Source organism: Wolbachia endosymbiont of Ceratosolen solmsi (genome assembly GCF_017869155.1).
In the GTDB taxonomy this organism is placed as follows: Bacteria; Pseudomonadota; Alphaproteobacteria; order Rickettsiales; family Anaplasmataceae; genus Wolbachia; species Wolbachia pipientis.
The window spans coordinates 946146-968764 of the sequence record NZ_CP054598.1; the positions used below are offsets into that span (position 1 = coordinate 946146).

Annotated in this window: 19 protein-coding genes, 1 other RNA gene and 5 pseudogenes; 16 read left to right on the forward strand and 9 right to left on the reverse strand. The window is 34.2% G+C overall.

The window, feature by feature from the left end:
• Nucleotides 1-291 (forward strand): annotated as a pseudogene (locus HUB95_RS06645) (IS3 family transposase); the annotation flags it as partial.
• Nucleotides 292-651: 360 nt separating this feature from the next.
• Here the strand turns inward: HUB95_RS06645 and HUB95_RS04660 are convergent.
• From HUB95_RS04660 to pheS, 9 genes are all read right to left on the reverse strand, one after another.
• Nucleotides 652-1428 (reverse strand): hypothetical protein, encoded by a 777-nt coding sequence (locus tag HUB95_RS04660; protein WP_197907232.1) that lies wholly within the window; start codon nt 1426-1428, stop codon nt 652-654.
• Between the two features lie 65 nt (nt 1429-1493).
• Nucleotides 1494-1883: a phage tail tube protein gene (locus HUB95_RS04665; RefSeq protein WP_174516995.1), complete on the reverse strand. Its 390-nt coding sequence runs from the start codon at nt 1881-1883 to the stop codon at nt 1494-1496.
• Nucleotides 1858-2274 carry a tail completion protein gp17 gene (gene gp17, locus HUB95_RS04670; protein ID WP_209452539.1) on the reverse strand — a complete coding sequence of 139 codons (417 nt, stop codon included), beginning with the start codon at nt 2272-2274 and terminating at the stop codon, nt 1858-1860. Before gp17 ends, HUB95_RS04665 begins: the two co-directional genes overlap by 26 nt.
• A gap of 209 nt (nt 2275-2483) precedes the next feature.
• The gene (locus HUB95_RS04675) at nt 2484-3032 is read right to left on the reverse strand and encodes a head-tail connector protein (protein ID WP_015588823.1); all 549 of its coding nucleotides are present in this window, start codon (nt 3030-3032) and stop codon (nt 2484-2486) included.
• A 136-nt stretch (nt 3033-3168) separates the two neighbouring features.
• Nucleotides 3169-3480, reverse strand: coding sequence for an ECH_0659 family protein (locus HUB95_RS04680; RefSeq protein WP_015588824.1), 312 nt, complete (start codon nt 3478-3480; stop codon nt 3169-3171).
• A gap of 328 nt (nt 3481-3808) precedes the next feature.
• The gene (locus tag HUB95_RS06260) at nt 3809-4909 is read right to left on the reverse strand and encodes a coiled-coil domain-containing protein (RefSeq protein WP_244662740.1); all 1101 of its coding nucleotides are present in this window, start codon (nt 4907-4909) and stop codon (nt 3809-3811) included.
• Nucleotides 4906-6180, reverse strand: coding sequence for an ankyrin repeat domain-containing protein (locus tag HUB95_RS06265; RefSeq protein ID WP_244662741.1), 1275 nt, complete (start codon nt 6178-6180; stop codon nt 4906-4908). Before HUB95_RS06265 ends, HUB95_RS06260 begins: the two co-directional genes overlap by 4 nt.
• Before the next feature lie 874 nt (nt 6181-7054).
• Nucleotides 7055-8347: a bifunctional UDP-N-acetylglucosamine diphosphorylase/glucosamine-1-phosphate N-acetyltransferase GlmU gene (glmU, locus tag HUB95_RS04690; protein ID WP_015588825.1), complete on the reverse strand. Its 1293-nt coding sequence runs from the start codon at nt 8345-8347 to the stop codon at nt 7055-7057.
• Complete coding sequence (pheS, locus tag HUB95_RS04695; RefSeq protein WP_197907236.1) at nt 8348-9391, reverse strand: phenylalanine--tRNA ligase subunit alpha; 1044 nt, start codon at nt 9389-9391, stop codon at nt 8348-8350. It abuts the gene before it with no gap.
• Between the two features lie 146 nt (nt 9392-9537).
• Between pheS and HUB95_RS04700 the strand changes: the two are divergent.
• From HUB95_RS04700 to HUB95_RS04770, 15 genes and pseudogenes are all read left to right on the forward strand, one after another.
• Nucleotides 9538-11259 (forward strand): annotated as a pseudogene (locus HUB95_RS04700) (hypothetical protein).
• Nucleotides 11260-11439: 180 nt separating this feature from the next.
• Nucleotides 11440-12036, forward strand: coding sequence for a riboflavin synthase (locus HUB95_RS04705; RefSeq protein ID WP_012673066.1), 597 nt, complete (start codon nt 11440-11442; stop codon nt 12034-12036).
• Nucleotides 12037-12093: 57 nt separating this feature from the next.
• The gene (locus HUB95_RS04710; protein WP_015588828.1) at nt 12094-12684 is read left to right on the forward strand and encodes a CvpA family protein; all 591 of its coding nucleotides are present in this window, start codon (nt 12094-12096) and stop codon (nt 12682-12684) included.
• Nucleotides 12685-12808: 124 nt separating this feature from the next.
• Nucleotides 12809-13138, forward strand: a transfer-messenger RNA (tmRNA) gene (gene ssrA, locus HUB95_RS04715).
• A 23-nt stretch (nt 13139-13161) separates the two neighbouring features.
• Entirely contained in the window at nt 13162-13599 is a 438-nt protein-coding gene (locus HUB95_RS04720) for a ClpXP protease specificity-enhancing factor SspB (RefSeq protein WP_006279412.1), read from the forward strand.
• A gap of 205 nt (nt 13600-13804) precedes the next feature.
• Complete coding sequence (locus HUB95_RS04725) at nt 13805-14026, forward strand: hypothetical protein (protein ID WP_006279415.1); 222 nt, start codon at nt 13805-13807, stop codon at nt 14024-14026.
• A complete protein-coding gene (locus HUB95_RS04730) occupies nt 14017-14292 on the forward strand; it encodes a type II toxin-antitoxin system RelE family toxin (RefSeq protein WP_197907237.1) in 276 nt (91 codons plus the stop codon). Before HUB95_RS04725 ends, HUB95_RS04730 begins: the two co-directional genes overlap by 10 nt.
• A gap of 171 nt (nt 14293-14463) precedes the next feature.
• Nucleotides 14464-14742: a YggT family protein gene (locus tag HUB95_RS04735; protein ID WP_006279515.1), complete on the forward strand. Its 279-nt coding sequence runs from the start codon at nt 14464-14466 to the stop codon at nt 14740-14742.
• Entirely contained in the window at nt 14743-16857 is a 2115-nt protein-coding gene (locus HUB95_RS04740) for an FtsK/SpoIIIE family DNA translocase (protein WP_141456784.1), read from the forward strand. It begins immediately after the preceding gene.
• Nucleotides 16858-17038: 181 nt separating this feature from the next.
• Nucleotides 17039-17889, forward strand: a pseudogene (locus tag HUB95_RS04745) (Rpn family recombination-promoting nuclease/putative transposase).
• Between the two features lie 202 nt (nt 17890-18091).
• Nucleotides 18092-18640 carry a hypothetical protein gene (locus HUB95_RS04750; protein WP_015588832.1) on the forward strand — a complete coding sequence of 183 codons (549 nt, stop codon included), beginning with the start codon at nt 18092-18094 and terminating at the stop codon, nt 18638-18640.
• Nucleotides 18641-18837: 197 nt separating this feature from the next.
• A complete protein-coding gene (locus HUB95_RS04755) occupies nt 18838-19458 on the forward strand; it encodes a TRP75-related protein (protein ID WP_015588833.1) in 621 nt (206 codons plus the stop codon).
• A 25-nt stretch (nt 19459-19483) separates the two neighbouring features.
• Entirely contained in the window at nt 19484-20764 is a 1281-nt protein-coding gene (gene ispG, locus HUB95_RS04760; RefSeq protein ID WP_209452540.1) for a flavodoxin-dependent (E)-4-hydroxy-3-methylbut-2-enyl-diphosphate synthase, read from the forward strand.
• Nucleotides 20765-20942: 178 nt separating this feature from the next.
• A pseudogene (locus HUB95_RS04765) lies at nt 20943-22221 on the forward strand (IS4 family transposase).
• Between the two features lie 79 nt (nt 22222-22300).
• Nucleotides 22301-22444 (forward strand): annotated as a pseudogene (locus tag HUB95_RS04770) (IS256 family transposase); the annotation flags it as partial.
• Between the last annotated feature and the right edge of the window lie 175 nt (nt 22445-22619).

Genomic DNA, 22619 nt, shown 5'->3' on the forward strand with positions numbered 1-22619 from the left:
CAAAAATCTACTATTACATAGTGATAAAGGTTCACAATATACTTCGCAAGGTTATCAATATCTCTTAGCTGTAAAGAATATAGATGAGTCATAAAGGTTGTTGTTACAACAATTCTGTTGTGGAAAGCTTCTTTAGCTCATTGAAAAGAGAAATACTTATTGATACTTCACAACACTCTGCTCAACAAACTAGAACTGCAATATTTGAATACATAGAAATTTTTTATAACAAACAACGTCACTATTAACTATTGCATTCCAGAACAATTTGATGCATCATTCTTTTTGTAAAAAACATTCCAAACTTTCTCTCCACTTTTTCTGGGTAAGGTCAGTTGGATTTTCACCAATTGTATTCTAAACGCTTACTTGGCGCACCCATAACAAAAATGCCTGAAAAACGTTAATAATTATATACTATTATTAATAATTATTCAACCATATTTTAAGCTTACAATTTTGAGCTTAACTGACGCTTATGGATAGGGGCAACTCTATCACCCTGTGTTATGTTTATTTTCTAACGGACGCTGATTTTTGTATCGTAATTTCTTGCTATAAATTGGTTATATAAGAGCTGGCTTCTAAAATTTTATAACCCTAATTTGAATTAACAGACAGTAGAATCGAAAGATTATTACAAGGAGAAATCTACGCAGATCGACCCTTTTGTGAATCTGCGTTTCTGCTTTCTTCAACTTGTTTTGCAAAAGATGTTTCCTGTTTCTGAAGTGGTTTAGCAATTTCATGCACAATAGCAGCAACCGCTGTTAAAAACGTTTTTAACAATGCACCTAAAGCTCCACCAACTGCTTCCCTGCCATGTATATGAGCTTGCTTTTCGTTATCGTCAGCAGTTTCCCCTGCCCTCCTTCTTGGATCCATCCTATGAGCAATCACCGAAAACAACACTCCCCTGATTGAAGACTTCACTCGTTTCTTTGCTTCATCATCATGTGCTGTTTCATGTCCATGACTTAAGTGTTTAGCGTTCATTAGCTCCTTTTGTTGCTGGGCAAACATGCTACTTAATACTTCTTCTATCGCTTGCTTCCTTCTTTTCTCTCTAACTCTTTTCATAGATTCTGATTTATCGCGAGTATGCTTTGTGGTTTCAAATTCTGCATCAATATCTTCAGACGCAGCCTGACTATATAAAGTCTCTATGAGCCTGTCTATGCTTCGCTTTATTTGCATAGTCCTTTCGTAACTATCTAAATTATCAATTCCTTCGTCGATCTGATTTAGAATATCCTCAAAAACTTTCAAATAGTCTTGAATATACTGTATTATGTATTGCTTATCTTCCTCTTTGTGTTGTTCTTCTTGATTTTGCTGATTTTCATTTTCTAAACTTCTCTCTCTTTTATCATCGTTATTTTCTTCAATATTATCACCGTCTTCCTCGAAAAGGTCTTTGTCGTTCATGATTTTTTTTAATTTAGTTAAAATTCTCACCAGTTACTATTGTATATGAAAAAATTAAATTAACATTAATGAAAAGCGTTTACAACTTCAGCACTCGCTAAAATTACAGTAAAACTGTCAAAAGCAGCGGGGTCATAATACCTCTCATACAGTTCAACTGAACACCTAAGCCTTATCTTTTCCTTAGCCTTAAAACTAATTTCATAATCATTATTAGAGTTTAGCATAGCAGAATTACGTAATAATTCATCAGCTAATACAGAGTCTAAAATTCCATTAATTTTTATCGTAATATGTCTGCTTCCAGCAGAATCCAATACTTTTCTCCAGCCAAAAGAAGAAATATCTTTTACCTCTTCTCTGTTATTACGCAAAGTAAACCTTAGGTTTCGTATATTATTTAACACAATAAAATTATTGTCATGATCTTTAATTTTTAGCTGTAATTTGCTCATTATCACCTCCTTTTATTAAAATATCAAAATTAATTGTTGAATGTAAAATTTCATCGTGCTGATCCATAGCACAATTACTTTCTAAAATGACCTCACTACTAAAACCTTCAATGCTCTTAAGTATCAAGTTAATATGCCTTATAATGGCAAACATACTGTCTATATGATAAGTATATATGTCGCATGAAAATCTTGCCTTTGTAGCAAAATTGGACAGCATATGCAGGTTGCTATAATTCACTGCGCGCAATCTCAGGTAAGGAATGGTGACCTGTTTAGGTAAGTAGTCATAAATGTTAGTAACATATTTTCTTAAATCAGAATTTGCCTTTAGTGCTGCATAAATGCTATTGTACAACTCATTTATAGCTTGAATTTTTCCATAATGAATCCTCGTAAAGATATATAGCTAAAACATAAGCAGCATTTCCCGATACAAACTCGTCATCCCGCTACTTGTTAGCGGGATCTATGCTAAGAGATACCGCGAATGAATCGCGGTATGACGATAAGGTTTATACCTCGTCATCCCGCTGCTTGTTAGCGGGATCTATCCGTAACGGTATGACGTAGTAGCCCAGTTTGGATGACAAGAAAGAGCTACAACACAACCTTTGGTTCGCGAAACGGAGAATATACCTTCTTCACTTCAGATAAATGGCTACTTACCTCCGATTCACGATTTTTGTAAAGAGCAGAAACATGCCGCATAATACCTAGTTTTATCTGCTCAGGAACATTGTCATAGCCAGCCTCGTATACAACATCAACTCTTATTGCATTCAAACAATTGAAAAACTCAACGTAGCCCCCTACATCACTAAAATAATACTTAAGTGTTCTCTTCTCTTGATTTTTAGACATCATTGCAGTAGCCAATACTATCTTACTCACAGGGCCATAGCTTAAATAGATCCTACGAGGTACATAATCTTCATATGAAACTTGCCATGTTTGCTTTACTAGTGACTTTTCCATATGCCACTCAGCATAATCAGTTGCCATAAAAATTAGATCTGAAATCAACTTATCATCCTGGTTGTTCTCAATACGTAAAAAAGATTTAACCTCTTCTAAAGTAACTGGAAAAGATTCAGGCTTAGATTTACGTTGCACAGATATTCTTGGTGAAGTAGATCTTATTGACATAATAACCCTCCTTTTTGATATAGCTAGAATAAGTAAGGTTTACCTCGTGATAGCATGGGGCAAATCTTACTTACTTTAGCTATGCAGCTTGCATGCAACATTAAGTTAGATTGGCGCAGCAACAACTCTGAGTGCTTTATCGTATGAATATATTAAGAAGAGAACGTATTAAAGCTGTTTCTCCTTTTTTGTTGATAAAATTTGAACTTATAGCATATTCAACTAGGCTAGATTTTAGTAGATTGACATTTTGAGAATGAATATTATTGAAGGTGGAGTTTAACTCTTTAGCAAGCAGACTGCGAAATTTCTGCACACTGTCATATGCGATGTTCTCAAGTTCATGTGCAAATTTATCTTGAGCTATAGTTGTTATATCTTCAATTTCCTTATTAAACTCCTCTAGCTTTTTTTCGTTATTTTTAAAATTTTTCGTAAAAGTTTTCATATCAATTAAACTCAACTACTATTATGATTATAATGACAATGAAAAACTACCGAAGTAAAAAATTCACACTACTGTGTAACTTGCAAATACTTTTTACTATAGCTAAAGTGGCTTAGGTTTACCTACAATTTGAAAAACAACAAATTCGTCATCCCGCTGCTTGTTAGCGGGATCTATGCTAAGAGATACCGTGACGGTATGACGGTTCGCGGCGGTATGACGTAGGACTGCTGGGAAACCTTTATTGGGTTAGTTATAGATTCCAGTGCAGCTACTTGCATCTGCCACCTGCAAACTGCAATGTTCGTACAGATGTAGGTGCTAAGTTTTACAAACACCGTTGTGCTGAACCTTGAATATTCACTTCTTTCAATTCAGTGTCAGGAGCGATGGGTTTTGATATTGTGTATGTAATGCCACCGGCTATCAGTGCAGATACCACAGAAGCTGCAACTATTAATAGAACAGACAATCCGGAAGCAATACTAAGAGCAGCACCTACTGCTAACATAGCTGCAAGGCTCGCGTAGGCAACTTTTGGGGAAAATTGTCTTTTTCCTACTTTTTCTAGTGACACTTCATTTGTTTTAGTTTTGCCCAGTTCACCCTCAAGTGGTGTGTTTTCATTCTCCAGACTTTTTATTTTTTGTGTTAGTGATTCATTCTCTTTATTGAATTGTTTCAACTTAGTCTCATGTCCAACTATGCAACTTTTTGATTCTGCTAGTTCCTTTTGCGCTTTTTCTAACAACACTTTTGTTTTAGAATGCTTATTTTCGTTTTCTTCTAATTCGCTATTAAGTGTTGTATTTTTACTTTCTAGATCTTGTATTTTTTGTTCTAGTGATTCATTCTCTTCATTGAGTTTCTCCAGTACTTCCAATTTAGTCTCATGTTCAGCGACACAATTTCTCAATTCTGTTAGTTCCTTTTGCGCTTTTTCTAATGGTACTTCGTTTTTTTTAGTTTTTGTTTTTTCTAATTCACCCTTAAGTGTTGTGTTTTCATTTTTTAGATTTTTTATTTCTTGTCTTAGTGATTCATTCTCTTCATTGAGTTTCTCCAGTGTGTCCAGCCTAGCTCCATGTCCAGTGATATAACTTTTCAATTCTGTTAGTTCCTTTTGCGCTTTTTCTAATGGTACTTCGTCTGTTTTAGTTTTTGTTTTTTCTAATTCACTATTAAGCGTTGTGTTTTTACTTTCTAGATCTTGTATTTTTTGTTTTAGCAATTCATTCTTTTTCTGCTCATCCTTTAGCTGAGTACGTAATTCTTTTAACTTAGCTTTACGTTTTTCAACCTTTTCTGCTTTTTCTGGAGTTTCCGTTGCGTTGTGTGTTTTGGAATGAGAAAAGGTACTAGGTACAACCTCAGATGGCTGATCACACATACTGTTTAGTCTATCTATTAGGTCTTCATCCTTTATCAATGAGCGATCTGCTCCATATTTATCAAAAGTTTTGCTAATTCTTTATTGTCATTTGTAACAGGAAAGTATAAAGGGATATGTTCATCTTGATCTTGTGCATTAACATTTGCTCCATTATCTATTAGATACTTTGCAATCTCTACATAACCATGCACAGCAGCATAATGTAAAGGGGTATGTTTATCTCTATTTCGTGCATCAACATCTGCTCCATGTTTTATCAAAAGTTTTGCTAATTCTTTATTGTTATCTGCAACAGCCCAATGTAAAGGGGTCACGCCATCTTTATCTTGTGCATCAATGTCTTCTCCATTTTCTAATATAGATTGGCCTAAAGCTTCAGATCCATCTCCATCAAAACATATTCCACTGTCGTCACTACTACTTTTATTTAAAAAGGTCTGTTCCCCATTATATGTAGTATACTGCTCTGGATGTTGACTGTGCAAGTCATTATGTTCTATGCGCTTCTGATTATTGGCAAGTCTTTGTTCTGCCTCTTGCAACTTTTGCGCCACAGCATCTCTTTTAGCCAGTTCTCTTTCTAATGTATCATCTACTTTGTTTATATTGTTTTCATTAGTGATTGAGTTTGAAGAAGTCTGTTCATCCTCATCTTGTACATAGATTTTTCTGCTGTTTGGTGTAATTCCGTTGTTCTCTTTCTGATCTCTTGCGTTCCATGCTTGCACTGCAGCAGTTATTTTATTTCCGCCCATAGCTGAATCTCCTGGAGTTTTATTATTAGGCTGCGGTAAAGTGCCTTGTCTATAAGGTTGTCTTCTCGTAGCTCTTGTCTCAGCATAACGTTGTTCTCCTTCCTCTAACATTTTTATTATAGCCTTTTTACCTTTTACATCACCGACAATATCCCTTGGAGTTCGGCCTTGACTATCTTTTAGTGAAGGATTTGCGTTATTGTTCAATAAAAGCTGAGCTATCTCTTGATGACCATGCAAAGCAGTTAGCTTAGACTTAGCTTCATCAAGTTCATATATTGGTTCATTAACTTTTGCTTCCTTTGCTAGTAGGAGTTTTACTATTGGTACACTGTTACATTCCACAGCAAGATGTACCAACATATAATTTACAATTTTGTCTGAATCTAATATACTGAACATCTTATCTATCTTCAAATTGTTATAAGTGCTATATACTATTGAGTCTGCATCTTTTAGCTCACTTCCTATTCTTTCAAGTAAATTATTCTCATTTAAACCTTCACTCTTGCTTACCTCATTTATTATTTCAAAAAACTTTTTCTTTTCCATTGCCGTAACCTTTCCTCTCAATTTATTTATTATTGTTGAACAGTCTCACAAAAAAGTTAAGTTTGTCGAAATTCCATGTTTGATCTAAAAATTAGTCATAAACATTTTCTATGCAAGTAGCTGACACTGGTTCACTCTATAATGGTGTCACAGCAGTCCTACATCATGCCACCGCGAACCGTCATACCGCGATTCATTCGCGGTATCTCTAGATCCCGCTAACACGTAGGGGAATGACGAGGTCATGCCGCCGCAAACCGTCATACCGCCGCGGTATCTCTTAGCCGCTAACACGTAGCGGGATGACGGTTGTCGTTTAGCTATAAATATTTAAGAAATTTACTAAATGAAAAAAAAGGCAAAAGAAGCCCTGGGGTTATTATCCGCTTTAAAATATTGGCGTTTTTTATGTTTTAAACACTTGACAAGCAAGATTTAGCTGCTTTTAATTGCAACTAACTTACGCTGCAAATGTTTAAGAAATTTACTAAGCAGAAAAAAAGACAAAGAATCCCCGAGTTAGCTAGTCTTTTACTATCTCTGTCGAGTATTGGCATTTTTTGATGTCTTGTAACGCTTTATAAGCGCGTTCAGCTTATTTAGATAAAAATCTAGATGTAGATGAAGTTTTGTAAAGACATACAGTATCTATATACTGCAAAAAATTGAACATAAGACGCCGATACATTAAGTAATCCTTACCTTTTAATCTGCAGATTGGCGAAAGCAAATACAATAGCTTCAGTTTCATGATAAGGGCGCTGGCGGAGTTTGTCAAGGAAGTTTTTTTGTTTCTATTCCCAATAAAAGTTTGTTATATGGTTATGCAAGAAGTCTAATATTAAAAATGACACAACAACATAATTAAATTAGACTACTTTATTCTCTTAGTTACTTGCTTTTCTCTTGCTATTGCAAGGCTTTTTTCTGGTACATCCTCAACTATAACACTACCTGCTGCAATTACAGATTCATCATGAATATTAAGCGGCGCAATTAGTGAGCTATTGGCGCCAACAAAGCAATTGCTCCCTATATTCGTTTCATGTTTATTTTTCCCATCATAATTACAAACAATAGTGCCTGCTCCTATATTACTCTCCTGCCCTACTTTAGCATTTCCTATATAACTTAAGTGTTTTATTCTAGTGTTTTGACCAACTTCACTTGTTTTCACTTCCACAAAATTTCCTATTTTTGCCTTATTACCAATTGTTGTGTTTCCGCGTATTCTGGTAAATGGACCGACCTCAGCATTACTTTTAATTAAGCAATTTTCTAAATGCGAAAATGGCAGTATTTTCGCACCAGACTCTATTTTCACTCCAGTACCGAAAAAAACATATGGGTAAATAACTGAATCTCTGGCAATTTGCGTATCAAGAGAAAAGAAAACAGTCTCTGGTGCAACAAGCGTTACTCCGGAGTCGGTAAAAACTTTTCTTTTATTTTCTTGAAAGTAAAATTCAGCTTTTATAAGGTCATTTCTGTTATTTATTCCCGTTGCTTCTTCTCCACCGGTAATAACGTAACCGACATTTAAATTACTCTTCACTGCAATGGAAACTATATCGGTCAAGTAATATTCATGAGTTGAGCTATTGCACTCTATTTTCTCCACCAATTCACGTAAATTCTTTGCACATGCCACCATTATTCCAGCATTGGCAAGAAATTCTTCATGATTATTTTTATCACTCTTTGCTTCTACGATTTCTCTTAAGGAACCATTCTCAATAATTAACCTACCGTATTCTTTATTGCTTGTCCTAAAACCTAGGCAAACTAGAGCCTTGCCTTCTAAATAACTAATCATTTTAGTTATTGTGCTGCTTTTTATGAGCGGAGTATCCCCATACTGCACAACAACTATGCTTGAATCTGGCAATTCTCTTAGGTTTCTCATCGCAGTTTTGACCGCATCTCCCGTGCCAAGTGTTAATTCTTGTGTAATTAACTGTATATCCTTAAAACACTTTAGTCTTTCAATTAAAGGCTGATCAACTACAACAGCAATATTTTCAGGATTTAACTGTTTTGCATTGTAAATGACATGCTGGAGCATGGAAAAACTGCCTATTTTGTGTAGGACCTTAGGCAAATCTGAATTCATCCGCCTGCCATGCCCTGCAGCAAGTATAACGAACGTATGAGTTTTACTTATCACTTATCTTAAAGATGAAAAATGAAAACCGTAATGATCAAGCCAGCTGATTTTGTTGTCATAAAAGCTCCTCAAGTCGCTAATTTGATATTTTAGCATTGCAAGCCTTTCTATACCAATGCCAAACGCAAAACCGTTGTATTTAGTATGGTCTATTCCAACATTTTGAAATACATTTGGATGCGTCATACCGCATCCCAGTACTTCTATCCATTTACTACCTTTATAACTTATGTCCACTTCCGCAGAAGGCTCGGTAAAAGAGAAAAAACTATTACGAAAACGTATCTTCAGCCCTTTATCGCCAAAGAACTTATTAAGGAAGTGATGAATAGTAAATTTTAACTGGCCCATATTGACATTCTCATCGACATATAACCCCTCTATTTGATGGAACATAGGGGTGTGAGTTGCATCAAAGTCGTTTCTGTATACTCTACCTGCAGCTACTATTTTAATTGGGAACTTTTTTGTTTTTTCCATGGTTCTAATCTGTACAGATGAGGTGTGAGTGCGCAGTACCATTCTTTTATCATCTATTTTGTTCTTTAAGTAGAAGGTATCTTGCTCCTCTCGCGCAGGATGATGACTTGGAGTATTCAGTGCATCAAATACATGAAATTCATCTTCAATATCAGGGCCATCAACTGCTTTAAAACCCATATGTGCAAAAATAAGCTTTACTTCATTTATAACCTTACTGAGTGGATGGACCTTGCCCATTTTTTCTGGTCTAACGGGCAACGTGATATCAACCGCCTCGTTCTGCAATTTAAAGTTAACTTCTTCTGTTTTTAGCACATTTTCCCTATTCATGATAAGATGATCTATCTTATCACGTAAAGCGTTAATCACTGCACCTAAATCACGCTTTTTCTCTGCATTTTCTATCTTTTTTAAGTTATCAAAATACGCTCTAACTACACCCTTTTTTCCCAAATATAATAGCCTAACTTTTTCTAAATCTTGCAAAGAAGAAGCATTCTCAATTTCGGAAACTGCTTTATCTTCAAGTGAAAGTATGTCATCTAATAACTCTTTATTCATCTTAAAAACGCTGGCTTAAACTTTCATTATAGTGAAATTTTAAATATCATCAACAATCCGAAAAATTGCCCTATTCTGATTATTAATTTATTGACTAATTAATCTTTTTTATTTACCTTTGCGTTGATGAATTTGCTGTGTCAACTATGCACAACAGTAACACTGAAACTAAGAATAAGTATAAAATAGAGGATTTACCTAAGCTCTTTAAGGAAAAATCCAGAAACATAAGTAAAGCATTTTCTAGCGAAACAATTAAGATCAGTGCTATTCGCTCGAGAAGTATTGAAAGCAATATACAAAAATTTTCATTTGAGCTAACAGCAACAGATAAAGACACCTTTAATATAAGATTATTTCGAATAAACCCTTTAATTGATTTTTTCAAAATCTGCCTTTCCCGGGAAAAAAATTTACAGCCAACATAAAAGTGCCCAAAGAAAGCAGTGAACTATATAATAACTACTGTAAAACTAACAGTTATAAAACTGTAGAAGAATTCGTAAATAGTGCTCCGCCTCAAATCCTTCTGCAGGGCACAACGATAACGCTACAAACAGACGTTGAAAACATTAACCTGGACAACTTGTACCAAATCGAGTTATTTCTAAATGAAAAGCTACAACATGCAGAAAAAACTGAAAATGAAGACAAAAAAGAACAGAGTGAAACTAACCAAAAAAATGCACAAAATAAACAAATCGTACCAGTTACAGGCTCATTTGGCTTCGATGTAACAAATAATGGAAACAAGTTACACGTGTTTCGATAGTAGTTGCTGCAATGCATGAAAACGTTTTCTGGTTTAGATCTTTTTTCTGTCTACCCAATTTTTTTAATACGTCACAATTCTTTTCCCAACAATTGCCAATTTTCTATACAGAGCAACAATATACCATTTGGTGTTATTCCAGCGTTTGACCAGGAAAAAAGAAACATGGATCCAAGTAGTCAAGCTACTCGGATGACAGGGGGTAGTATAGAAAATCCAATACCTCAAGAAGCAGAACAGAATGTAGGTCAAACTACTTCGCACACAGAGTATTTTAAAGCTAATAGAAAAAAATCGAAAAAGCAATCTCAAGAACTACCAGAAGAAGAAAAACAATCTACCATAAAACAAGCACGAAATGATGCTAGAGTAGCTGTGATAGATAACCAAATTGAGCACAGGGGAAAAAGCTCGATAAAATATTTATTGAAGTGATGAGTGGATACAAAAATCAAGATCCAGAAACATTTTGCAATATTTTCAGCTCAGTATTCAATATTGTTTACTTTCAAGATAAACAATTACATGCAATATTAGAGCCAGGCGAAATATCAGAAGTATTACAGATACTCGAAAGGCCACAACCTCTTAGTAACTCACTTTTAGGTAAAGAATATTTACAAAAACAAGTATATAGAAAAAAAGAGCAATTGCTTAAATTAGTTTCAGGTGTTTATATACAACAACCTTCTCCACAACATGAAAATACTCCTCATAAATCTACAAACCCTTTACCAATTAAAGATCTTTCACCAGCAACAAATGAAGCTAAAACTCTACCACCTACTAACATTACACTCAAATCACCGTTAAAACTGTATTTTCCTCAAAAAAGGCTTATTTTTGTCTATTTATAATAGTAGCATCTGCATCAACACTTTGCTTATGGCATTTTCCATTAGGAAAAGTGTCAATGTTAAAAGGATTAGTGCCACCAGAAAAAAGGGAAAGTATTGGGTTAGCATTGAACATAGGGTTGCCAATATTAATCGCGCTGTGTATTTTGAATTTAGCTCGCTTTATATATTCTGAATATTCTATAGAATCTATTAAGCAAGTAAGTGAAAACGATCCCCTTTCTCGCGCCTATAGCTAGTGCAGGCTCAGTTTTCCTACGTCATACCGTCACGGTATCTCTAGATCCCGCTAACACGTAGCGGGATGACGAATTTGTCGTTTTTTAAATTGTCGGTAAACCAGAATTACTTTAACTATAACAAAATAGAAATAAGTTGTTGTAAAAAATTTTCATGGTAAAATTATTTATTTTCACCATATGTTTAAAGGAATTATCACGGATATCGGGACTATAACTGATACTACCACTCACTCCAACTCTGATCAAATTTTCCATATCAAGACACAAAATTTATCCTCTATAAATAAAGGAGATTCAATAGCTTGCTCTGGTGTGTGTTTAACTGTTGTTGATATAATGAGCGATACATTTACAGTCCAAGCATCTCAAGAAACTATGAAGGTTGCTAACTTAAATACGTGGAGAATAGGAAAAAAAATAAATCTCGAACAAGCAATGAGATTAAGCGATAAGATCGATGGCCACCTGGTTCAGGGTCATGTTGATGGGATAGTAAAATTTTTAACAATTAATCAAAATTTAGATTCTCATGAAATCAAACTATCGTGCCCACAAGAATTAATTAAATTTGTTGCAAAAAAAAGCTCCGTTACACTAGATGGGGTTTCCCTCACAGTGAATTCAGTTGTTAATCAGGAATTTACAGTAAATATCACTCCCTATACATGGGAAAATACAACTTTTCAGTACAACAAAGTAAATGATTATTTGAATTTAGAAATTGACATGATCGCTAGGTATTTAGATCAATTGATGCAGCATAAATACAATTAATTTTACAACCTTGTTATTTACAACTATTATATCTTGAAAACCATATAGATATAAAACATGCTTTTCGATAGCCTAATTATCTTCATTGTTGTTCTATGCGTAATAATCTCGGTAACTAGAGGCTTTATAAAAGAGCTATGCGCACTAATGTTTCTATTTTTATCGGTCTTTCTGACAGCTAATCACTATGATTTTTTCACTCCAAATTATAGTAAATATTTTGATTCTAAAGTTACACTAAACATACTTTCTACAATCTCTGTATTTATTATACTTAATCTTATATTCATGATAATAAATAACTGGCTAATGTACATATTATTACCCATAAGGTTGGGGTTTATCGATAGAGTTACTGGAATCTTTCTCGGAGTGCTTAAAGGAATATTGCTCTCTTATGTATTATTTTTTGCTGTGCACTTATATTGCTACACAGTATATGACAAAAAAGAGGGAGAGTATAAAATAGAAGCAGAAGACATATTGCCTAATTGGATAATAAATTCACACTCTTATCAGGCTTTATTTGTGACAGCAGAAGAAGTAATTGACATGTATGTACCAGAGTCGTTGATACTAAAAATAAAAGAGATCGGTGGAGAAATGGTTGATCAAGAAAAACCTAAAAACAATAAAAAAGAAGAGTAAATATTTATTTATAAATATTTTCATTGGGAGTATTCAAAAAGCCATATGTGTCAGGTTAAGAGCACAGAATTTTTTACTGGAAATATTAATTTTGTTTTAGCAATAAATCAACTTAAGGTCATAATATCTTGACATTTATTTAATGTTGCTATATAATAGCTATGTACATTTTGTGTACTATAGCAATAAAATTACCTTGTAATAGGTGTATTGGACCCGAGGGCAGTACTCGGCGCCTCCACCATGTTTTTTAATTATACGGGGGCGATTAAGGATCGACATGCATAGTAAAGATGGTAGCTTTGCTCGGTTAGACACCACCGCTAAGAGTTCATAATTTAAATGCAAACGATAATTTTGCTGCTGAAGAATATCGTGTTGCTGCTTAATTTAGCACAACCGGTTTATTACTAAAGCACGGTTTAGGGAACGCCGGGTAACAGAAGTTCCCCCAAAATTTACGTATGTGAAAGTTATATGGAGCAAACAGATTACAAAAAACTGCTTAATTCTGCTAAGTTTCAAGTTATCAAAAAGACTTTAGATGTTATATCAGGTAATGGTTTTATCCCTCACTTAGAAATATTATTTTTCACATATTTTAATGGTGTGACCATGCCAGATCGTTTGAAAAAGTCATACCCTACTCAAATGCTTATTATATTACAGCATCAATTCTATGATTTAAAAGTTTCTGAGGATAAATTTAGCGTCAGTTTGAGTTTTCAAGGAAAACAAGAGCGAATTACTATACCGTTTTTTGCTATTAGTGAGTTTCGTGATAAAATTTCAGGAGATGTTTTAATATTTGACAAAATCAGTATCGACTCTGATAAAGAATACAAAAGTGAAAAATGTACTGAAAAACTATCAAACGGTAGTATTATATCCATAGATCAACTGCGTGATGAGTAACTGCTCATCTTTATAAACAAAAAATATTAATAGAAAAAAGTGGTCTAACTTAAGTAATAGAATAGAGGGTAGATAAATATGCTAAATTTTTAATTATTTATTAACGCAGGTGGCAAAATTTTTCTTACGTATCATCAACTTTCTTTATTGAAAAATTAAAAAAAATGTTGTATACTTGTTACAGTAGTAGAGTTCTGTAAAACATATGGCAAATTCAGGCATTAACATAGCTCTTAGCGAAGAAACTTTAAAGCATCTTGCTGAATTATCTGAATTTACTAAACAGCCCGTTCAAGAATTAGCAGGAAAACTATTTAGAGAAGCAGTTGAGCTTGAAATGGAGGATTTTTTAGTATCTAAAATTTCTGATGAGCGTGATGTTGAAGGTGCAGAAACAGTTGATTTTGAAGATATTAAGTGGGATTAGAGCGTTACAAGGTTAAGTCTCTAAAGAGTGTTGTTGAAAAAGATTTACCAAACCTTCCAAAGACAATAAGGCTAAGAGTTCAAAAGGCTATAAAAGAACGTCTTACAGTTGACCCAATAAATTTTGGTGAACCACTACATCATAACTTAAAAGAATGTAGAAGGCTAAGAGTTGGTGACTATCGTGTAATTTACAGAGTAAATCAATTAGATCATATAGTAACTATCACAGAGATAGGACATAGAGATGATATTTATAAGAAATAAATATCAACATTAATATATATTATACACCCCTCCTTCCTTGTCCATTCTCTACTTTAGGTGGCTTTGCGCAGCTCAAAAAATGAAGTTTTTTTTGGTTCAGCAAAAACAACATTTTGAGTTTGAAAAGGCTAAATACTTGTCTTTTATATAACTTTCGTGTAATAGATATGTATGCATCCAATCATATATCTACTCAATACGTTACTTGATCTTTATAGCTTCATTCTAATATGTTGGGTTGTCCTAAACTGGCTGGTTAAACTTAATATGGTGAACATATATAATGAAACTGTCAGTAGCATAATGCACATCTTGAACCAATTGACATATCCACCACTAAAGATTATTAGAAGATATATACCACCGTTCAACGGATTAGATTTATCTATAATGATATTGCTAATAACAATTCACTTTGTAAAATATACAGTAGCTTACTACTTTAGGTAGATGTTAAAAAAATATCTAAAATCAGCAATATATCTATCCCTTTTAATATATATATATATATCAGTTTTTAGCTATAACTATAAAGATCCTTCCTTAAACACAGCTACAAATGAGGAAGTGACAAATTTAGGTGGAATAGTAAGTTCATATTTAGCTGATATATTGGTTCAATTTCTTGGATTAACTAGTGTTACAATAGCTACAACCATAGTTTACTTGTTGATCTTCAGGCCATCAAAAAGGCTGCTAAAAATTCTCTATTTAATATTAATCAATTTAGGGATATGTGCTATACTACCACAACTTTCGCTAGGCATCACTGCAAGGTACAGACACAGTGGAATAATAGGGAATGCACTAATTAATAACTGCCCGTTTTATATATTTGTGATAGTAACATCAATAGGTCTTGTAGGATCTGTTGGTTGGAAGAGAACAATTTACTCTCTATTCTTCTTATGTAAAAAAATAGCTTGCTTATTTGTAAATGTTCCATTCTTCAGATCACATAAAACTACTGAGTATTCAATTGCACCATTAGTAGTAGAAGAAAAACATAGAACTAAAATCACTACTAAACAACAACCAAAAGAAAGACAGAAAAAAGCTACCGAGGAGGTTTTAAGTGAGTTTAAGTTTCCAAGTATCCATTTACTTTCTAAAGCAGAGGAGTCTTTGCAGAGAAAGCAGCTGAATGAAATGGAGAGCAATAAAAATTTATCTCTGCTGGAACAAGTCCTGAGTGATTTTGGCGTGCAAGGAAAAATTATCAGTGTATGCTATGGGCCGGTTGTGACTTTGTACAAACTTGAACCACAAGCTGGCACGAAATCTGCAAGAGTAATTGGCCTTGCAGATGACATTGCACGTTCGATGAGTGCACTCTCTGCACGTATTTCAATAATTCGTGGGCAAAATGCTATGGGAATAGAGTTGCCGAACAAGGAACGGGAAATTGTAATGCTGCGTGATTTGCTTGAATCCCCAGAATACCAAAATGCAAACTTAAATCTCCCAATTGCGCTTGGCAAAGAAATAAGTGGAAAACCAGTTATTGCAGATCTAACTAAAATGCCCCACTTGCTCGTTGCTGGAACCACAGGGTCTGGTAAATCAGTTGCGATTAACACTATGATTCTTTCACTCGTTTATCGATTAAGTCCTGATGAATGTAAGATGATAATGATCGACCCAAAAATGCTTGAGCTTTCAATATATGATGCAATACCGCATCTAATAACGCCAGTGGTAACAGAGCCAAAAAAGGCTGTAGTCGCTCTTAAGTGGATAGTAAAAGAGATGGAAAACCGCTATCGCATGATGTCCTATTTAAATGTGCGCAATGTAATAAACTATAACCAAAGAATCACAGAAGCGATGAATAGTGGAATAGAATTGGAGCGCGTTGTGCAGATTGGCTTTAACTCAACAACAGGCAAACCTTTGTTTGAAAAGCTGCCGATTAAAATGGAAACATTCCCATATATTGTAGTGATTGTAGATGAAATGGCAGATTTGATGCTTGTTGCCGGCAAAGAAATAGAGTGCTCTATTCAACGCTTAGCTCAGATGGCTCGTGCTGCAGGAATACACATCATAATGGCAACACAACGCCCATCTGTGGATGTGATCACAGGTGTGATAAAGGCGAACTTTCCAACGAGAATCAGTTTTGCTGTTACTTCTAAGATAGATAGTCGCACAATACTTGGCGAACAAGGGGCTGAACAATTGCTTGGTATGGGTGATATGCTTTATATGGCCTCTGGTGGTAAGATTATTCGAATTCACGGCCCATTTGTGAGCGATGATGAGGTACAAGATATAGTTGATCATCTGAAAATGCAAGGTGAGCCAAATTATATGGAGGAAATTACCAAAGAAGATGAAAATTCTTCTGTGGAATCAGAAGGTGAAACAGAGGATGAAGAAAACGACCTCTACAATCAAGCAGTGGCCATCATTCAAAGAGATCAAAAAGTTTCAACCAGTTACATTCAGCGACAACTTAGAATAGGCTATAACAGAGCTGCAAACATCGTTGAAAGAATGGAAAAAGAAGGTGTTGTCAGTGCTCCAAATTATTCAGGAAAGAGAGAGATATTAGTAGAATAACAGGGCTTCTGAGAACGTTCATGCGCGTTAAGTTAGGCCATAGATGGGTATCTTAAAATTTGCTGCAAATGCAACTTTCTTGGCTATCTTTTACAAAGTTAAAAGTTGTCTTCCTTAAAAATATAATTGAATAATTGTTAATAATAGTGTATAATTATTAATATTTTCAAGCATTCTTGCCATGGCTCTTTCTAAATTTCTCGATCCAAAGTTAGATTTAACATTTAAGAAAATCTTTGGTACTGAAAAAATAAGAATATTCTTATCCATTTTTTAAATGATATTTTAGGATGTACTGAAGTCAATACTATACAAGAAGTAGAATTCTTAAGCACCATTATGGACCCTGAAATTGCCTCTGATAGACAAAGTATAGTTGATGTTCTTTGCAGGGATTCTAGTGGGTCAAGATATATAATTGAGATGCAGCTCGCTCGCGACAAGGGCTTTGAAAAGCGCGCACAACTCTATGCTGCTAAGGCTTACTCAAGGCAGGCTGATAAAAATTACATTAATTTAAAGAAGGTTTTCTTCATTGCTATTTCCAATGGTATGCTATTCCCTGAAGAGGTTGAGTATATTTCTACTCACAATATACGTGATATAAAAACCAACGGCCATTACTTAAAAGATTTTCAATTTGTCTTTATAGAATTACCTAAATTTTCAAAAAGCAGAGTGGAGGAACTAGAAAGCACAATAGAAAGGTGGTGCTTCTTTTTTAAGCATGCAGAAGAAACGACAGATGAAGATCTAAAGAAAATTGCAGAGGAATCACCAATAATAAAGCTAGCATACGATGAATTAGACAAGTTTCACTGGAGTGAAAAAGATCTCCTAGCTTATGAAGAAAGAGTGATGGATCTACAGAAAGAAGAAGCCATTCTTGAATACAGACTTGATCTTGCTGAAGAGAAAGGTGTACGGAAAGGAAAAATTGAAGTCGTAAAAGCAATGCTAGCTAATAATGTTGATGTCAACACTATTGTTAAGTTTACTGGCCTCTCCATGAGTGAGATCAAAGAATTGTAGAATTAAGTGTTAATGGTTACAAAAATACAATAAGCATTTTTCTTCATGTATTTCGTAAGTACCTTAATTTAAGTTTTCGCACTTTTAAAAAGCAAGTCAAACAAAATTATTAAAAGGTCAATACATAATGACAGTTAATTTAATAATAATTTAAACATTGGGAATGTAAAATTATAATATATTAATTAACTAGGGGGTTAAAATGTCAAATGTTTTTAGTAATGCTTGGTATAGTTTGTCTGGCAATGATAGGTTAGATATAACAGCATTGCAAAAAAGTCAAAAAATCGATGCTGAGCAGTTTGAAAAAGTTTTTGGTGCATTAAAAGAATGGCAAGAAGCTCAAAAGATAGATGCTAAACAGTTTGAAGAGGTATTTAGTGCATTAAAAGAATGGCAAGAAGCTCAAAAGATAGATGCTGAGCAGTTTGAAAAAGTTTTTAGTGCATTAGAAGACAAGATTGGTACTGAGCAGTTTCAAGCTATGCAAGAGCACTTAAACGGCCTACAAGAAAAAGTGGAAACACTTGCAGAGGCAGTAGCAGATCAAGAAAAAACACTACTAATTTGTACCATAGCCACTGCTGTTGCCGTAATAGCGATAACTAGTTTTGTTGCATTCTGTATCTATCAGGGAGTTAAGTGTGAAAGGGAGAAAGAAAAGAACTTGTCTAAAGATACGCCAGACACAAAACTTAATGATAAAGTTGATACTCAAGTGCAACAGAATAGCTTATACACTCCAAACTAAGTTGTATAACACTTTTCTTGAAAAGGTGTTACGCAACTTGTAACACCTTCCTCTTCTCTTAGCCTATGTAGATTTTTTGATAGTAAACATATCACTTTTTAGAAAAATATTTGTATTGTAAAGTTAGTAAAGATTCTGGTTTACTTAAAGTTTGTTAATTGCTATCTTTTAAAATACGATATTTACTATAGCACCATATGCTTAGGATTTTTTCTAAAGTCTTGTTTATATTAATGTTTTTGGTTTCTAGCTTTTTTACTGTGCATAGTGCTGAAGCTAAATCTAAGCTCAGTAAGAGATACATACCTCCTGGTAACCCTGGTGGTGCAAGCTTTCATACAGATGAGGATTTTGCTGAGTCATATAAGCTATATGAAAAGCGTAGGGAATTGCTCAAGAAAAAAAAGTCACAAGATCGAGCTATAAATAAAGAAGATCTAATCAAAAAATTAAAAGAGAAAAAAATTGCTAGTCTTGATAATGAGCCAAATGACATGGAAGCGTGCATAGTCGACGATGAAGAGAGCGCTATGATAAATCAGCATGGTATTAATATCGCGCGTTTAAGGGGTGCTGTATTTATAGATCAAGAGCCAGTTTTCCAGTATGAAAATAAGCAGCATGAAAGTGAACAACAAGAAGAGAAGAAAGTTACTTCAACACGAGAAAAAAAAGTTTCTCCTATGAATATCACTATAAAAAAAACTCCATCAAGAAAAACATGCTCACATGATTCTATTGCTAATTTGGATAACGTAGATGCTTATAGTTTGAATGGTTCGAGTTCATTTGGCAGTGTAGCTGACACAGTAAAATAGTATCACAATATTGGCCATTAATAATATGCTAGATAAAGACCTGATATTGAATGATGATGCATATGAATTATTGCCGATTTCCAGGCACAAGACTCATGTTGTAGAAGTTGGAAAAGTAAAGATAGGTGGAAATAATCCTGTAGTTGTACAATCTATGGCGCTTGGCGTGCATATAGATTCTGATAATATAAAAAGTAGCGCAAAACATTATGCAAAAGAGATAACAGAACTAGCGCGTACAGGTTCAGAATTGGTGCGAATTGCCTTGAACTCAGAGGAGGTAGCAAGAGCAATACCTTATATAGTAGAAGAGATAAATAAAGAAGGTTTTGACGGTAAAATATTGGTAGGCTGTGGTCAGTATGAGCTAGATAAATTAGTTCAAGATTATCCAGACAACATCAAAATGCTGGGTAAAATTAGGATAAACCCAGGCAATATAGGTTTTGGCAACAAACGTGATGAGAAGTTTGAAAGGGTTATAGAGTATGCAATAATGCACGATCTTCCGGTTAGAATTGGGGTAAATTGGGGTAGTCTTGATAAATACCTTTTGCAAAAATTGATGGATGAAAACTCTTCGCTTAGTAATTCAAGGCCTTCTGACGTTATACTGCGCAAAGCACTTGTAATGTCTGCTCTTGATAGTGCAAAAAAAGCTGAAGAAATTGGTCTAAGTTCAAACAAAATAATCATTTCATGTAAAGTTAGCAAAGTACAAGATTTAATTTTAGTTTATATGGCACTTGCAAAATCTTCCAATTATGCGCTGCATTTGGGTTTAACTGAGGCTGGTATGGGCAATAAAGGTGTGGTAAATACCGCAGCAGGGCTTATTTATTTATTGCAAAATGGCATTGGAGATACAATACGGGCTTCTTTGACTCAACGTCCTGGTGAATCGCGTACTAATGAAGTGGTGGTGTGTCAGGAAATATTGCAGTCTATAGGCTTGCGATACTTTAACCCTCAGGTTAATTCATGTCCTGGTTGTGGGCGCACGAGTAGCGATCGTTTTCGTATATTAACTGAAGAGGTGAATGGCTATATAAAAACTCATATACCGATATGGAAGAAAAAAAATCCAGGTGTAGAGCATATGAGCATTGCTGTTATGGGATGCATAGTAAACGGTCCTGGAGAAAGCAAACACGCAAATTTGGGAATCAGCTTGCCTGGATATGGAGAAAAACCTGTTTCAGCAGTCTACAAAGACGGCAAATATTTCAAAACTTTACAAGGTGATAATGTCTCTGAAGAATTTAAGGCAATTATTGATAATTATGTGAAGGAGCATTACACGTAACCTTTCACGGTTAATTAATAGATAAATCGCAAATAAAAAAGAAAATTAGACCTTGTTTTTCTTTTTTCGTTGGGAATGTTCAAAAAAGCATATGCGTCAAGTTAAGGAAATAAAGGTATGAAAGAGATAGAATAATAAGGTATAAGTTCTCCCAGATATACTTTTAGTGAGAGAGCCAATGAATAAAATAACTTGCTTATCAAAAAAGCTCAAAGAATTTTTTAATGAAAAAGCAGAGAAAATCTCAATTACAACAAGGTTTATAAAAAGAAAGAGAAAGCTAAAAGGTTCATCATTCGTAAAAGCCATGGTCTTGGGTAATATAGGAGTTGATAATTGTAGCGTAGAAACAATGTGTCAATTACTAAACGAGGACTCGATAGATATAACAAAACAAGGTTTGGATTTTAGATTTACTGAAGAAGCAGTGGAATTTATGAAAAGGATGTATAATGAATCTGTGATTCTCTTTAAAAATATATTGCAAGTTGATTGCAAAATCTTACAGCAATTTAATAGTGTTAAATTATTGGACAGTAGCTATATTACTCTACCTAACAGTATGGAAGAGATGTATAAAGGTTATGGTACTAGCTACAGTGGCTATGAAAGCAATACTAAGTCTGGAATAAAGTTACAATTAGTTTTCGATTACATGAATCAGATAATAGACCAACTTAATTTAACGGAGGGAATAAGATCAGACCAGGGATATAGGAAACATTTAAGTAATATATCAAGCAATGATTTGCTAATATCTGATCTCGGTTATTTTGTGCCAAGTTCTTTTAAACAAATCAATGAAATAGGAGCTTATTTCATAAGTCGTCGATACCAACGTATATGATGTAGAAACAAATCAAAAAATGGAGTTATTAGAATGTTTAGAGATTTTTAGAAAACGAGGTATTGTTAGGAAAAGAAGCAAAAATTAGAGTAAGAATTATATGTCAGAAACTAACTGAATATGGCCAGAAGAAGGAAAGCTAATAGATTAGCAAGATCGCAGGATCCTCTAAAAGAAATCAAAAATTGTTGAACTGGTATAACTAATGTTCCAGAAAATAAAATTAGTGCTGAGCAAGTATTAACGATTTACAGAGTAAGGTGGCAAATTATTTAAATTGTATAAAAGCCATATCAGGCTTGATAAGCTAAAAGGAAAGCCATGCAGAGTATTATGTGAACTATATGCTAAATTGTGCGCAATTCTTATATTTCACGGCATAGTTGGTTGCACAGAAGTGAAAAAGAATACAGAACTTAGCTTAACAAAGGCATTTATTGAGCTAAAAAGGCGGGTTAGAGAGTTATTTTTAGTATTAACCAAAATTAATAGTTTAAAAGCATTTCTTAAAAAACTCACTATAACTTGGTCGCGATTTTCATTAAAAGACAAACGTAGAAGGGCTAGAGTATCCACTTTAACCTCTCTAAATTTGCTCACAATCTCTTAACTTGACGCGTATGGTTCAAAAAAGTGTGTCAAACCGAAAAAAAAGTAATAAATTGATATAAAAAAATGGAGGTTTGACAATGAGTCAGAAAGTAGTAAACAGAACCACCGGTTTGGTAGATTACAAAGAACTGGAAGCAAATATACTGTCATCAATAAGGGAAGGCAGACCATTAACAGGAAGGGATGGAGCATTTGACCTTACCCAGAAAAAGTGGAGAGAAAGAAAGGAGTTTTTTCGGGTAAAATAAAATTTTGGAGGATTAGAAATGGCAAGAGAATATAAGGCAGAATTCAAATTGGAAGCTGTTAAGCTGACAAATGAACAAAGAAAGGTAGGTCAACCAGTTGCAAAAGTAGCAAGAGATCTAGGAATAAGGGATAGTGTATTAGGAAAAT